General features: G+C 61.3%; 14 protein-coding genes and 1 pseudogene. 8 read left to right on the forward strand and 7 right to left on the reverse strand.

Annotated features, from left to right (window positions below; all coding sequences use genetic code 11):
• The first annotated feature begins 7 nt into the window (after window positions 1–7).
• The 3 genes from accC to G5575_RS08495 are packed head-to-tail and all read left to right on the forward strand — an operon-like array spanning window position 8 to window position 2,791.
• Window positions 8–1,354 (forward strand): acetyl-CoA carboxylase biotin carboxylase subunit, encoded by a 1,347-nt coding sequence (gene accC, locus G5575_RS08485; RefSeq protein WP_164533958.1) that lies wholly within the window; start codon window positions 8–10, stop codon window positions 1,352–1,354.
• Between the two features lie 37 nt (window positions 1,355–1,391).
• Window positions 1,392–2,024 (forward strand): leucyl/phenylalanyl-tRNA--protein transferase, encoded by a 633-nt coding sequence (aat, locus tag G5575_RS08490; protein WP_164533959.1) that lies wholly within the window; start codon window positions 1,392–1,394, stop codon window positions 2,022–2,024.
• A complete protein-coding gene (locus G5575_RS08495) occupies window positions 2,021–2,791 on the forward strand; it encodes an APH(3') family aminoglycoside O-phosphotransferase (RefSeq protein WP_164533960.1) in 771 nt (256 codons plus the stop codon). The genes aat and G5575_RS08495 overlap by 4 nt, the downstream gene beginning before the upstream one ends.
• On the opposite strand, the gene G5575_RS08500 is transcribed toward G5575_RS08495, so the two are convergent.
• From G5575_RS08500 to G5575_RS08520, 5 genes are all read right to left on the reverse strand, one after another.
• Window positions 2,788–3,279 (reverse strand): GyrI-like domain-containing protein, encoded by a 492-nt coding sequence (locus G5575_RS08500; RefSeq protein ID WP_164533961.1) that lies wholly within the window; start codon window positions 3,277–3,279, stop codon window positions 2,788–2,790. The genes G5575_RS08495 and G5575_RS08500 overlap by 4 nt on opposite strands.
• Before the next feature lie 133 nt (window positions 3,280–3,412).
• Window positions 3,413–3,727 (reverse strand): hypothetical protein, encoded by a 315-nt coding sequence (locus G5575_RS08505; RefSeq protein ID WP_164533962.1) that lies wholly within the window; start codon window positions 3,725–3,727, stop codon window positions 3,413–3,415.
• Between the two features lie 118 nt (window positions 3,728–3,845).
• Window positions 3,846–4,238 (reverse strand): DUF2155 domain-containing protein, encoded by a 393-nt coding sequence (locus G5575_RS08510; protein ID WP_164533963.1) that lies wholly within the window; start codon window positions 4,236–4,238, stop codon window positions 3,846–3,848.
• A gap of 34 nt (window positions 4,239–4,272) precedes the next feature.
• Entirely contained in the window at window positions 4,273–4,656 is a 384-nt protein-coding gene (locus G5575_RS08515) for an NADH:ubiquinone oxidoreductase subunit NDUFA12 (protein WP_164534723.1), read from the reverse strand.
• A gap of 137 nt (window positions 4,657–4,793) precedes the next feature.
• Window positions 4,794–6,602, reverse strand: a complete 1,809-nt coding sequence (locus tag G5575_RS08520) for an IlvD/Edd family dehydratase (protein WP_164533964.1) — start codon at window positions 6,600–6,602, stop codon at window positions 4,794–4,796.
• A 276-nt stretch (window positions 6,603–6,878) separates the two neighbouring features.
• On the opposite strand from G5575_RS08520, the gene G5575_RS08525 reads away from it, so the two are divergent.
• The 5 genes and pseudogenes from G5575_RS08525 (at window position 6,879) to G5575_RS19320 (ending at window position 11,253) form a co-directional block, all read left to right on the forward strand.
• Window positions 6,879–7,796 (forward strand): 2-dehydro-3-deoxygalactonokinase, encoded by a 918-nt coding sequence (locus tag G5575_RS08525; protein ID WP_207633072.1) that lies wholly within the window; start codon window positions 6,879–6,881, stop codon window positions 7,794–7,796.
• Between the two features lie 9 nt (window positions 7,797–7,805).
• The gene (locus G5575_RS08530) at window positions 7,806–8,417 is read left to right on the forward strand and encodes a 2-dehydro-3-deoxy-6-phosphogalactonate aldolase (protein WP_211198442.1); all 612 of its coding nucleotides are present in this window, start codon (window positions 7,806–7,808) and stop codon (window positions 8,415–8,417) included.
• Window positions 8,414–9,288: pseudogene (locus G5575_RS20235) on the forward strand (SMP-30/gluconolactonase/LRE family protein). The gene G5575_RS08530 and the pseudogene G5575_RS20235 overlap by 4 nt, the downstream one beginning before the upstream one ends.
• 10 nt (window positions 9,289–9,298) lie before the next feature.
• A complete protein-coding gene (locus G5575_RS08545; protein WP_207633073.1) occupies window positions 9,299–10,888 on the forward strand; it encodes a beta-galactosidase in 1,590 nt (529 codons plus the stop codon).
• Entirely contained in the window at window positions 10,879–11,253 is a 375-nt protein-coding gene (locus G5575_RS19320) for a hypothetical protein (RefSeq protein ID WP_207633074.1), read from the forward strand. The genes G5575_RS08545 and G5575_RS19320 overlap by 10 nt, the downstream gene beginning before the upstream one ends.
• On the opposite strand, the gene G5575_RS08550 is transcribed toward G5575_RS19320, so the two are convergent.
• Both G5575_RS08550 and G5575_RS21670 read right to left on the reverse strand, forming a co-directional pair.
• Window positions 11,184–11,591, reverse strand: a complete 408-nt coding sequence (locus tag G5575_RS08550) for a hypothetical protein (RefSeq protein ID WP_164533968.1) — start codon at window positions 11,589–11,591, stop codon at window positions 11,184–11,186. The two genes, G5575_RS19320 and G5575_RS08550, sit on opposite strands and share 70 nt — an antisense overlap.
• Window positions 11,592–11,635: 44 nt before the next feature.
• Window positions 11,636–13,285, reverse strand: a complete 1,650-nt coding sequence (locus G5575_RS21670; protein WP_164533969.1) for a ComEC/Rec2 family competence protein — start codon at window positions 13,283–13,285, stop codon at window positions 11,636–11,638.
• Window positions 13,286–13,408 lie beyond the last annotated feature (123 nt).

Below are 13,408 nucleotides of genomic sequence, written 5' to 3' on the forward strand. Positions count from 1 at the left end.
GCTTCTCGTGTTTCAGAAAGTCCTGATCGCCAATCGCGGCGAAATCGCGCTTCGCATTCTGCGCGCCTGCAAAGAACTCGGCATCCAGACCGTCGCGGTGCACTCCACCGCCGACGCCAATGCCATGCATGTTCGCCTTGCCGACGAATCGGTCTGCATCGGCCCGAATGCCGCCAAGGACAGCTACCTCAACATTCCGTCGATCCTCGCGGCCTGCGAAATCACCGGGGCTGACGCCGTTCACCCCGGCTATGGTTTCCTCTCCGAGAACGCCCGCTTCGCCAAGATCCTGACCGAGCACAAGGTCACCTTCATCGGCCCTTCGGCGCACCATATCGAGATCATGGGCGACAAGATCACGGCCAAGAAGACGGCTGTGGAGCTCGGCATCCCTGTCGTTCCCGGTTCTGCCGGTGCCGTCGACACTGAGGAAGAAGCACTCTCGACCGCCAAGGGGATCGGCTACCCCGTCCTGATCAAGGCGACTGCCGGCGGCGGTGGTCGCGGCATGAAGGTCGCCAAGTCGGAAGGCGACCTGCTCGAAGCCTGGTCGACCGCCCGCAGTGAGGCCAAGGCCGCCTTCGGCAATGATTCCGTTTATATGGAAAAGTACCTCGGCAAGCCGCGTCACATCGAGGTTCAGGTTCTCGGCGACGGCAAGGGCAATGCCGTTCATCTGGGGGTTCGGGACTGCTCCCTACAGCGCCGCCACCAGAAGGTCTGGGAAGAAGCCGGCGGTCCAACCATCACCGTGGAAGAACGCGATCGCATTGGCGGAATCTGTGCCGCCGCAATGCGTAAGCTCCAGTATTCCGGCGCCGGGACCATCGAGTTCCTATACGAAAATGGCGAGTTCTATTTCATCGAGATGAACACCCGCCTGCAGGTGGAGCACCCCGTCACCGAGCGCATTACCGGCATCGACATCGTCTACGAACAGATCCGCGTCGCCTCGGGCGAAACGCTGTCGATGACGCAAGACAAGGTCAACTTTGTCGGTCATGCCATTGAAGTGCGCATCAATGCCGAAGATCCGCAGACCTTCGCGCCATCGCCCGGCACTATTACCTTCTACCACCCGGCAGGCGGCGTTGGCATCCGCGTCGACTCCGCAGTCTACCAGGGCTACAAGATTCCGCCCTACTACGACTCGCTGATCGGCAAGTTGATCGTCTACGGGCGTACGCGCGAAGAGTGCCTGCAACGCCTGCGTCGAGCCGTGGACGAGTTCGTCATCGATGGCGTCAAGACCACCCTGCCCTTGTTCCAGCGCCTCATCAAGGAGCCGGACATCATCAGCGGCAACTATGACATCCATTGGCTGGAAAACTATCTGGCCAACAACAAGGTCTGAACATTGAGGGCGCGTCGGCGCCCCGTATCTCTTTCCCATGTCCCGCCCCGACCCATTCGCCGTCGAAATCACGCCTGAACTGATCCTGCGCGCCTACCGCGCCGGCATCTTCCCCATGGCTGAGGATGCCGCAGACGAAGACCTCTTCTGGGTCAGCCCCGAAATGCGCGGGATTATGCCGCTCGATGGTTTTCACACGTCGAAAAGCCTGCGCAAAGCTTTGCGCAAAAGCCGCTGGGCGATCCGCGTCGACACGGATTGGGACGGCATCATCGAAGGTTGCGCAACCGTCGGCGAGGACCGTCACACAACCTGGATCAACAGGACCATTCGCTCGGTTTACGGCGAACTTTTCCGTCGCGGCTTTGCACACACGGTTGAAGTCTGGGACGGCCCGGAACTGGTCGGCGGCCTCTATGGCTTGGCGATCGGCGCGGCATTCTTCGGCGAGTCGATGTTCCACCGCCGTACCGACGCCTCCAAAATGGCCATGGCGCATCTCGTGGAGCGGCTGAACGTCGGCGGCTTCCAGTTGCTCGACACTCAGTTCGTGACCGATCACCTGGCCTCGCTCGGCGGGATCGAAATACCACGCGCCGAATACGAAGATCGCCTAAGCCGCGCCACTTTGCTGTCTGCCGATTGGCACGCCTGGGACAAGAATCAATGAACTTTACCCTGCCCCCAGCACTGGCCAGCCTGGCCGAGCGCCCGATGGACGAGATTGCCATCGGCGAGTCCGGCGCCTCGGTATGGCGCATCGAGCTTAGCGCCGAGACTTCGGTCTTTCTGAAGTCCGAGCCTGCCGGACCACATGCCGAATTGCCCGGCGAGATTGAGCGGCTGAATTGGCTGACCCGCATGGGCTTCAAGGCACCGCGCGTGGTTGAAGCGCTGAAAGCAGAAGGTCGGCATTGGCTGCTGATGCCGGCCGTGCCCGGTGAGGACCTGACGCACTATACGAGCGGGCCGGCAGAATTTGTCCGCATCTTTGCCCAGGCACTAAAGCGCATCCACGCGCTCGACCCACGCCAGTGCCCCTTTGACCACAGCATGGACGCTCGCCTCGCCGCAGCGAAGCTGCGTGTTGACGCCGGCCTGGTCGACGAAACCGACTTCGACGACGAACGTGCAGGCTGGCCCGCACAGCAAGTGCTGGACTGGCTTTACGCCAACCGTCCCGCAGAGGGAATTCAGATCGTCACTCATGGCGATGCTTCGACACCCAACATCATGGCGCTCGACGGTCGCTTTTCAGGCTTCATCGACTGTGGCCGGGTTGGCACTGCCGGTGTCTGGCAAGATCTCGCCCTCGCTTGCCGATCGATCATTTTCAACATCGGCGAAGCACATATCGCCCCGTTTCTTGCCGCCTATGGCGCTGAATGGGACGAGGCGCAATACCGCTTCTACTGCGCCCTCGACGAGCTGTTTTAGGCGAGCTTGAACGCCAGGGTTGTCACCCAGTCGTTCATGTCCGGCACCTCTGCTGGATCACTTTGATAAATCTCGAGCCGGCAGGCGAAGTGATCGCCATCAGCCCTCTCCTCGACATCGAGTTTTTGGCCCGTCTCCTTGAGCCAGCCAATCAGCATGCCGGTAACTGTTATCAGTTGATCAGGATGCCCGGTATAGCTCAGCTCCACAAACCGCCCTGCCGGCAGGATGCCGTTGCGAACCGAGCCGCCGTCCGGACCTGCGACTTCGACGGCGATGCCGGCTTCGACATCGAGCGTGGACGACATATCGATGCGCCGGTAGTTGTAGAAGGCTTCGCCGACAGGCTTGAGCCTGTGCTGTTTGATAAAAGCGAAGATCTGCGGAAAACCCTCATTCGCAGGTCTCTGCATCTCGTTCATTGGCACCGTGAACGGCACATAGATATAGGCTTGGGCCGTCCGCTCCGTGATCTTTGGCAGCGTCAACATCGATCGTCCTCCTCGTCGGCATCATAGCTATTGCGAGACAAGACGAGCGGGATCGGATTGCTTTGACACGGCTCCGCTAAATTATTCGGGCGCCGCCCGCCTCGACCAGCGAGGCGGGCATCGATCCCGATCAGGCCTGTTCCAGGCCTTCGGCGACGCCGGCCAGCTGTTCGGAAACCTTCTGGTCTTCCACGCGGCCGCTGATGTTCTTGGTCTTCTCGGCAAGCGAAGCGAGCACCTTCTTGACGGCTTCGCCATCGATTGTGTCGGCCGTCAGCTTGCTTTTGAGCGAATGAAGATCGCCCTGGATGCCCTTGACGCCGGTGACATCGACATCCTTGAGCTGCTCTTCCCAGTATTCGATCTGGCTGACTGCGCTCTTGGCAGCCATCGACGAAAGGCCCTTGCTGATTGCATTGTTGAGGGTCGTAAAACGTGCCGGCATGTTAGCTCCTTGGCTTGCCCGGGCGCCCAACTCCACAGCGGAGCAGGCGTGCCAGCGCGTTAATGCACTGCGGAGCGAATCAGATGCTGGGAAGCCAACAATAAAATAGGTTAATCAGTTAGCGCTGATCAGGCGGTGGAACGTTGGTCGAGGTTTTACACTCAATCAGCCACACATCATAGACCGCGTGGTCCACTGCGTTGAGCGCCGGCGCATCGGCAAACATCCAGCCAGTGAATATGCGGTCGGCGGAGCCGTCGAGGCTGCGCTGGTCCACTTCAAGGAAAACAGAAGACCGCTGAAGCGTGTCGCTCGCGGGCCGATCGTAGCAGGCGCGAGGCGTCATCTCGAGCGCCCCGAAGAGAACGGTCTCGTCAATATAGACGTCGAAGCGGGTAATGCGGCCCGTGATCTTGTCGAGACCGGCAAAAGTAGCCACCGGATTGGCCACCGGCTGCGCCATTGCTGGTGAAGCAGAGGCTAACACAGCCGCTGCCACCAGCGGCCGCATCAAAAGCTTGAATATCGAGACCAAAGGCCCGGCCTTATTCCGGCGACCAGGCTTCGTAGTCGCCGGACACACGCGGACGTTCGCCCTTGTTGAGCAAGCTGCCATCAGGACGATAAGCGTTTGCCGTGCCGGTCTGATTGGCGACGTGGGGCTTCTGCCAGTCGCGCGCGACGTAAGCACTGTCTGTCGGCACCACGTCATGCGTGTGATGCAGCCATCCGCGCCAGCCCGGCGGAACAGCGGAAGCGTCCGCTGGACCGTTGTAGGTCACATAGCGTCTGTTCGCCTTCTTGTCCTGGTAGTAGCGATTTCCGAACTCGTCCGAGCCGACATAGGCGCCGAAGCGCTTCACCCAAAGGCGCGTGCCCCAGGTATTGCCGCTCCACCAGGAAAAAATTTCGGTCAGGAACTGCTTGATACCGGGTTTGGCCACGTCACGATTCCGAAAGTTGGCGAATTGCCAGCGATCTAGCATGGCTCGGCGGGTGAGCCTAGAGCTTGTTCGCTTCTGTGATGGTCGATGGCTGCCAAGATGCTCGGCAGCCATCCTGTCGATCAGTGATTATCGCGCGGAATGCCTTCGGTCTGGGCAATGCGCTGGTAGTTGACGGCCGGCCGCAAGACGGCGCCGCTGCCCAGTTGGTCCACCAGATTGCGCTGGATTTCCTGCCATGGCGTCTGATGGCGTGGGAACTTGTAGCCACCGTCCGCTTCAAGCGCGGCGCGACGCGACGCAATTTCTTCGTCCGAGATCAGAATGTTGGCGTCGCCCTTGTTAAGGTCGATGCGAACACGATCACCGGTGCGCAGGATGGCAAGGTTGCCGCCTGCCGCCGCTTCCGGCGATGCGTTGAGGATCGACGGCGATCCGGACGTGCCGGACTGGCGGCCGTCCCCGATACAGGCAAGCGAATGAATGCCCTTCTTGATGAGGTAGTCAGGCGGCCGCATATTGACGACTTCGGCAGCACCCGGATAGCCGATCGGACCGGCGCCGCGCATGAATAGAAGAGTATTTTCGTCGATCTCGAGCGACGGATCGTCGATGCGATGGTGGTAGTCCTCGGGACCGTCGAACACCACGGCCTTGCCCTCGAACATGCCGGGATGCACCGGATCCGAAAGGTAGCGCTCGCGGAACTCCGCCGAGATAACGCTGGTCTTCATGATCGCATTGTCGAAGAGGTTGCCGCGCAGCACGAGGAAGCCGGCTTCGGCCTTCAACGGGTTGTCGAAGTGACGGATGACCTTATCGTCCTCGATGGTGGTCGAGCGGCAATTCTCGCCGATGGTCTTGCCGTTGACGGTGGGGGCGTTCTCGTGGATCAGGCCCTGCTTCATCAGCTCGTTGACCACTGCAGGCACGCCACCTGCATGGTAGTAGTCCTCACCGAGATATTCGCCGGCGGGCTGCAGGTTCACCAGCAGCGGCACCTTGTGCCCGTGCTCCTGCCATTCATCGATGTTAAGGTCGACACCGATGTGGCGGGCGATCGCATTGATGTGGATCGGCGCATTGGTAGAGCCGCCGATCGCCGAGTTGACGACGATGGCGTTTAGGAAGTTTTCCTTAGTGAGGATATCGGAGGGCTTGAGGTCCTCGTGCACCATTTGCACGGCGCGCTGGCCGGTGCGATATGCCATTTCCTGACGATCGCGATAGGGCGCCGGGATAGCGGCCGAGCCGGGTAACTGCATGCCCAGCGCTTCGGCAAGCGAGTTCATGGTCGAAGCCGTGCCCATCGTGTTGCAATAGCCTGTCGACGGCGCCGACGAAGCCACGAGTTCGATGAACTTGGGATAGTCGATCTCGCCAGCCGCCATCATCTGGCGTGCCTTCCACACGATCGTGCCCGAACCTGTCCGTTCGCCCTTGTGCCAGCCATTGAGCATCGGGCCAACCGACAGTGCGATAGCGGGTATGTTGACGGTCGCCGCGCCCATCAGCATGGCTGGAGTGGTCTTGTCGCAACCGATCGTCAGCACGACACCATCGAGCGGATAGCCGTAAAGCACTTCCACAAGGCCGAGATAGGCCAGATTGCGGTCGAGTCCAGCAGTCGGGCGCTTGCCGGTTTCCTGGATCGGGTGGACCGGAAATTCAATGGCGATGCCGCCAGCTTCACGGATGCCTTCGCGCACGCGCTCGGCGAGCACCATGTGGTGGCGGTTGCAGGGGCTAAGGTCCGAGCCGGTTTGGGCAATGCCGATGATCGGCTTGCCGGACTGCAGTTCCTCGCGCGACACGCCGTAGTTCATGTAGCGCTCGAGATAAAGCGCGGTCATGTCAGGATTGTCGGGGTTATCGAACCACGCACGCGAGCGTAGCTTGCGGCCGGCGGTGCCGCCGTTCTCTGCAGTCATCTTCATTATCCTTACTGGTCCGCAACGCGAACACGAGGGGCCTTCTGAGGATCGTTTTAGCACGATGAACGGCAGAGGGAATGCGCTTGGAGCAAAAAATCATACAATTGTTTTGCGTCGATCTGATTTCTGTAGCGGCCAATCTTACCGGAGTGGCGGCACCAATATCCGCTTCACGCTAAGCGGTGGTCGAGCAGGCAGGGAATCGCACTGGCATAATCAATCCTTGCCGCTTAGGGTCGCGCCGCATCTGCTGCGCTGAGGTGAGGAACAAGATTGACGGACAATGTCGCATGGATTGCGGTGGATTGGGGCACTTCCAATTTGCGCGCCTGGGCCGTGGACCATAACGGTGATGTCGCCTCGTCTTCGACTTCAGACAGAGGCATGGGCAAGCTCTCGCCAGCCGACTTCCCTGCAGCCCTTGATGCAGTAGCGACCGAACTCGGCGTGGGAGGCTCAGCGGCAGACGTTCTGATTTGCGGCATGGCTGGTGCGCGCCAGGGTTGGCTCGAAGCACCATACCTCGACGCCCCTACGGATCTGCGTGGCCTGGCAGCCGGAGCAGTGCACCCCGCGATGCCCAGCTCCGGCTTACGCGTGTCTATTCTCCCCGGCGTGTGCCAGCGCCAGGGTGGTGAAAACGTCATGCGGGGCGAGGAAACCCAGTTGCTCGGGCTCGCGTCGCTGATGCCTGGCTATGACGGGTTGGTCTGCATGCCTGGGACGCATTCGAAATGGGCGCTGTTGCACGGCACCCGGATCGAGCACTTCTCGACCGCAATGACCGGCGAAATGTTCGAACTTCTCAAGACGCACTCCGTGCTCCGCCATTCGCTCAACGGTCCGCTCGATGGGCCTGCGCGGGATGAAGGCTTCAGCGCCGGTGCCGAAGATGGGCTGTCAAAGCCTGCAGACCTATTGGGCCAGCTGTTCCGTGTTCGAGCAGCATCCTTGCTTGCCGGCCGCGGACCGGATTGGTGCGCCGGGTACCTTTCCGGCCTTCTGATTGGGACGGATATTGCGGCGAACCGTAACCGGATCGGCACGGATGCAGTGCCGCTGATCGGATCGGCAGGCCTGGCCAGGCTCTATGAACGGGTTCTGAACATGGCCGGAGTCAAAGGGCAGCCGGTGGATGCGACCGATGTCGTGCTGGCCGGACTTAAAGCCGCGCGAGCTGCGGCAAACTAGGAAATGACAATGGATCATCGCCATATCATCGCGATCCTGCGCGGCATCACGCCCGAGGAAGCCGTGCCGATCTGCACAGTGCTGGTCGATGCAGGCATCACTCTCATCGAGGTGCCACTCAACTCTCCCGACGCTGTCGACAGCATCGGTCGCGCCGCGTCAGCGCTTGGCGGTCGTGCCGAGATCGGCGCTGGCACGGTGCTCACCGAAGAAGATGTGCGCGCCGTGGCGAGTGCCGGTGGCACCTTCATCGTCTCGCCCGACACCAACCCGGCTGTTATTGGCGAAACAGCGCGGCTTGGGCTGAAATCCTACCCCGGCGTCTTTTCCCCCACCGATGCCTTCGCCGCTATTCGTGCCGGTGCCACCGGCCTTAAATTCTTTCCGGCCGAAGTGCTTGGCGCCAAGGGCATCAGGGCAATGAAGGCAGTGCTGCCGCCTGCCCTGCCACTCTACGCCGTCGGTGGGGCAAACCCCGACAATTTCCATGAGTTCTTCGACGTCGGCTGCGCCGGCTTCGGCCTCGGCACCTATATCTTCAAGCCCGGCATGAGCGCCGACGACGTCGCCGAGCGCGCGGCGCTTGCCGTGGCGGCATATGACAAAGGACGTCCGCAATGACCCAGACTGCGCAGCTTCTTGTGGACAGCCAATGCGCGCTTGGTGAAGGCCCGGTCTGGCACGTCGAACGCCAGCAACTCTTCTGGGTCGACATCAACAACAAGGAGCTCTTTGCCGCTTCTGCCGATGGCGAAATCCAGCAAAGCTGGGCTTTTGACGAGATGATGGCCGCCATCGCCATCGTCGATCGTGACACCTTGGTGCTCGTCGGCGAAACCGGCCTCAAGCGTCTCGACCTGCAGTCCGGCGCCGTCGAGCACTTCTTTGATCTCGAGCGCGACGTGCCAACCAATCGCGGCAATGACAGCCGCGTTCATCCATCGGGCGCCTTCTGGATCGGCACCATGGTCAAGGACGAAGGCCCAAAGGACGGCGCCGTCTACCATTACCTGGCCGGCAAGCTGCAGCGGATATCGCCGATGCCGCCATTCCGAACGCGACGAGCTTCACTGCTGATGGTCGCCGCGCCTATTGGACCGACACCCCGACCAGTCGCATCCTGACCCGCGAAACCGACCCGCAAACCGGCCTGCCGCTCGGCGACTGGACGCTGTTTGCCGATACTTCGGATCTACCCGGACATCCGGACGGTGCCGTGGTCGACAGTGAAGGTTACCTGTGGAACGCCCGTTGGGGCGGCTCATGTGTCATTCGCTTCTCTCCTGATGGCAGCGTCGATCGCACTATCGACGTTCCGGTCAGCCAAGTCACCTGCCCCGCTTTCGGCGGCCCTGACTTGAAGCGCCTGTTTCTAACCACCGCCAACAAAAACCTGTCGCCTGAACAGCTGGCCGAGGAAAAGGTCGCCGGCGGCATCTTCTTTATCGACCTCGATGTTGCCGGCTTGCCGGAAGCCAAGATCAAACTCTGAGTTGACCCAAATGAACCCCGCGATCGGCGTCTGCTACTACCCTGAACACTGGCCCGAGGACTGGTGGGAAATCGACGCCGCATGCATGGCCGAGGTCGGCATCAAGGTCGTGCGGATCGGCGAGTTTGCTTGGTCGAAACTCGAGCCGACACCAGGCGACCTGCAGCTCGACTGGATGATCCGAGCGATGGATGTGCTTGGCCGTCACGGCCTCCAAGTCATCGTCGGCACACCCACCGCAACGCCTCCCCGCTGGATGATCGACAAGCATCCGGACATGCTCGCAGTTGACGGACAGGGCCGGCGAAAGGGCTTTGGCTCACGCCGCCACTACGACTTCTCCCATCTCGGCTATCGCGAAGAGTCCGCTCGCATCACGCGCATCCTGTCCGATGCCTTGAGCGGCCACCCTGCCCTCGGCGGCTGGCAGACCGACAACGAATATGGCTGCCACGGCACTACCTATTCCTATTCTCCGGCCGCCTTGGACGGCTTCCGGCTCTGGCTGGAACACAAGTACGGGACGATCGAGGCGCTGAACGAAGCGTGGGGCACGGTGTTCTGGTCGATGGACTACAATAGGTTCGATCAGATCGAGCTGCCAAACCTGACTGTCACCGAAGTCCTGCCGATCCACGATCTCGACTTCCGGCGCTATAGCTCAGACCAGGTCGCGGCCTTCAACAAGGTTCAGTACGACATCCTCAAGGCCGCGCGTCCCGACCTTCCGGTGATCCACAATTTCATGAGCCGCTACACCGAGTTCGACCATTATGACGTGGCCGAAACCCTCGATGTCGCCAGCTGGGACTCCTATCCGATCGGCCATCTGGCGGTGAGCGACGAACCGGAAGAAACCAAGCGCGCTTATCTGCGCCAGGGCGATCCGGACAACGCCGCATTTCATCACGATCATTATCGCACTGTCGGCCATGGCCGCTGGTGGATCATGGAACAGCAGCCCGGCCCGGTAAATTGGGCGCAAGCCAACCCCGATCCCCTGCCCGGCATGGCACGTCTTTGGGCATGGGAGGCCTTTGCACACGGTGCGGAAGTGGTCTCCTACTTCCGCTGGCGTCAGGCACCCTTTGCACAAGAACAAATGCATGCGGGCCTGCATCGTCCCGATCGCGAGCCGGCTCCCGCATACTTCGAGGCCAAGCAGGTCGCCGAAGAACTTGCCGCCACCGGTATTGGCGGCACGGCTGCCAAGGGCCGCATTGCGCTTGTCTTCGACTATCAGAGCGAATGGGCTTGGGATGTCCAGCCGCAAGCAGCCGGCTTCAAGCACGGCACGCATGTGCGGGCGCTCTACGCCACCTTCCGCAAGCACGGGCTCGACGTTGAAATCCTGTCCCCCAAGACCAAGACCTTCGACGGCTTCGACATCGTTGCCATCCCGGGTCTTTTCGCCTGGACCGATGAATTGCGCGAAGCGATCAGCAATTTCGATGGACATCTGCTGCTCGGCCCGCGGACGGGATCGAAGACGCAGAATTTCTCTTTCCCCGCGCGGCTTGGACCCGATCTTCCGCAAAACCTGCTCGACCTCAAGGTCGCGCGCGTCGATAGCCTTCCCCTGGCATCGAAGTGCCGGTAAAGGGCGGCGGCTCGGCCCGCCTCTGGCGCGAAAAGACCGAGGGCGGTGCCGAAATCATCATCGAGGACGTCGAAGGCGTGCCCGTGCTGGTCTCGCAGGGCAAGGTCTTCTACCTCACCGCCAGCGGCGATCGGGCCCTGATGCAGCGGGTCGCCGACTACCTCATCGCCGAGGCCAACATACCGGTCCTCACCATTCCGGCAGGCGTTCGCTGCCGCGTGCGCGGCGGCTTCCGCATCTATGTCAACTACGGTGCAACAGCCCAAGTGCTGACCAAGGCGGATGACGAAACCGCCTATGTTGTCGGCGGCGCAGATATTGCTGCGGCGGGGGTCACCGTGGCGAAACTCGCCAAGGCCGGGTAGAATTGGGGATAGCCGGGCGAACGTCGAACCGCCCGGCATTTGTGTCCCAATGCAGCCAGTGCACTCCGCCGTAGCAGTTCGGACGGACCGATATAGACACCATCCGGATTGCAATTTTCCGGTGCATAGACGCGGGCAATCACCAGGTCATGCGCGCCACAATCCTCGGCAAAGGCCGCAGCATTCGCAACGATCGCTATCGAATAATCCGGCGTCTCTACGATGCAGCCAAGACTGTCGCACCGCACGCCGCTATGCACCGCGGCGATCTCCGTCTGGTAGTTTTGGCTCCAGACATCGACAGCAAAACTTCCCGTCCGGCCCGTCGCCAGCGCCATGCCGTCTCCATCCCGAACCGCAACGGCTTGCGTCGTGTCCGAGATCAGGACGTCGGGACGTGAATCGAAACCCAAGGTAAGGATAAGCGCAGCCGCCACAGCCGGACCCAGTAGGCGCCACCGGTTTTCAAAAAGGAAAACCACGCGAGGGCGCCAAGGCCACAGACAATCGTCCAACCGGAAAGTAGCGGGTTACCGGTTATGCCCGCGCTCCAACCGGCCACGAGCTCAGCAACATCGACCATCCGGTCGATACCCCACCCCATGAGCAGTAAAGCCGGTGCTTCGAGGTTAAACGGCATCAGCAGCACGGAAAGAGCGCCAAAGGGCATGATCACCAGCCCAACGAAAGGCAGGGCCAGCACATTGCCCACGACGCTGAGCGGCGATGTTTGCTGGAAATGATACGCCGAAAACAGAAGCGTAGCCGCGCCCGCGATAAGACTCGTCCAGCCCGTAGCGACTACGGTCCGAACAATCCGGCCAACGCCGCCAGTCGCAGCATTTCCCCAGCGCTGAGGCATTTCATAAATGCCGATCAGCCCGACCACGGCGGCAAACGACAGCTGAAAGCTGGGGCGGAAGACGCTGGCCGGGTCGATCAAGATGATCAAGATCGCCGCGATCGCAACATTGCGCATGGTCAATGCCCGGCGGCCTGCAAGCACGGCACCAAAGATCAGAGCCAGCATCAGCGTCGACCGGAATGCCGGCACGTTGTCTACGCCGCCTGCCAGCAGCAGGTAGAGAAACGCTGCAATGATGCCCGCGACCGCGGCGATGTGCTTTGCCGGCCAACTCACCAGCAGCGGTATTGACGCCAGCAACAGGCGAACCAGCCAGAACACGCCTCCGGCGACGATCGACAGGTGAAGGCCGGAGATGGAATAGATGTGAGCGAGGCCCGACGCAGCCATCACATCTCGGATTTCGTCGCTGATGCCGCTCTGGTCGCCGACGACCATGGCCTTGCCGATTGCGGCAGTGTCGTCGTCGAGCACCGCATCGATGCGCGCCGCGATGCGGTCGCGCAACGCTTGCACCTGCCGGCCCAGATTGGCTGCCTCCCCTTCCACGATCCGCTCCACAGAGCCAATAGCGGAACCATAGGCACCGATGCCGATAAAGTAGGCGTGAAACTGGCTATCATGCGCCCCAGGCAATATAGGTCCGGGAATGGGAGCCAGCCGAAGTTCGGCCCGCATTCGGTCGCCAGGTTGCAGATCGACATCGGCAGGCAAGAGCAACCGCGCGCGGCGGATATCGACAGGGCGCGAGTCGCCGATTGGTAGAAGACCGGAGGCCACGAGGCGCCGCTCCTCGCCATCCGAGGAAATGATCTCGTCAACCTGCGCCTCGTAAATGCCATAGGCCGGGTAGGCGAGCATGGATGTGCCAAACAAGGCGGCATGGATCGGCAGCAGGCAGAAGCCGAGCCAGAGCGCCGCGAGCTGCGTGGCCCATCGGAGCTGGCTCAATGACCGCTGCCAGAGAGAAAGCGCCAAGGTCCCCAGCGTCAGCGCCGTGCCAAGCGCAAACAGTTCCGGAGCAGGCTCATTGGGGAGCACGGCATAGATCGTTAGTCCGGCGATAAGGCTGAACGGCAGCAGAACAAAAAGCCGGCGATTGTCCGTTGCCTTGAGGAGCGCCTGGCAAAAACTTCGGGGCAGGCTCCAGACTGGCGACGCGGCCACGGCATTGGGCGGCCATTGTCGACGCGCCCTGCAGGCCGCACCCTCCAATGTCTGCTCACCTGACGTCACGCATGCCCCCGCCCTTGCGCTCACCCCCGCCTATGCTACACACGGCCCGCCCAT

The sequence above is a fragment of the Devosia aurantiaca genome (assembly GCF_011058215.1).
In the GTDB taxonomy this organism is placed as follows: domain Bacteria; phylum Pseudomonadota; class Alphaproteobacteria; order Rhizobiales; family Devosiaceae; genus Devosia; species Devosia aurantiaca.

Bases quoted from the DNA above. Each gene is read 5' to 3' on its own strand.
- aat (WP_164533959.1), top strand. From the start codon at position 1,392: ATGTCCCGCCCCGACCCATTCGCCGTCGAAATCACGCCTGAACTGATC.
- G5575_RS08550 (WP_164533968.1), bottom strand. From the start codon at position 11,591: ATGGCGCTGGCGACGGGCCGGACGGGAAGTTTTGCTGTCGATGTCTGG.
- G5575_RS08530 (WP_211198442.1), top strand. From the start codon at position 7,806: ATGGATCATCGCCATATCATCGCGATCCTGCGCGGCATCACGCCCGAG.
- G5575_RS08505 (WP_164533962.1), bottom strand. From the start codon at position 3,727: ATGCCGGCACGTTTTACGACCCTCAACAATGCAATCAGCAAGGGCCTT.
- G5575_RS08510 (WP_164533963.1), bottom strand. From the start codon at position 4,238: ATGCGGCCGCTGGTGGCAGCGGCTGTGTTAGCCTCTGCTTCACCAGCA.
- G5575_RS08495 (WP_164533960.1), top strand. From the start codon at position 2,021: ATGAACTTTACCCTGCCCCCAGCACTGGCCAGCCTGGCCGAGCGCCCG.
- G5575_RS08545 (WP_207633073.1), top strand. From the start codon at position 9,299: ATGAACCCCGCGATCGGCGTCTGCTACTACCCTGAACACTGGCCCGAG.
- G5575_RS08520 (WP_164533964.1), bottom strand. From the start codon at position 6,602: ATGACTGCAGAGAACGGCGGCACCGCCGGCCGCAAGCTACGCTCGCGT.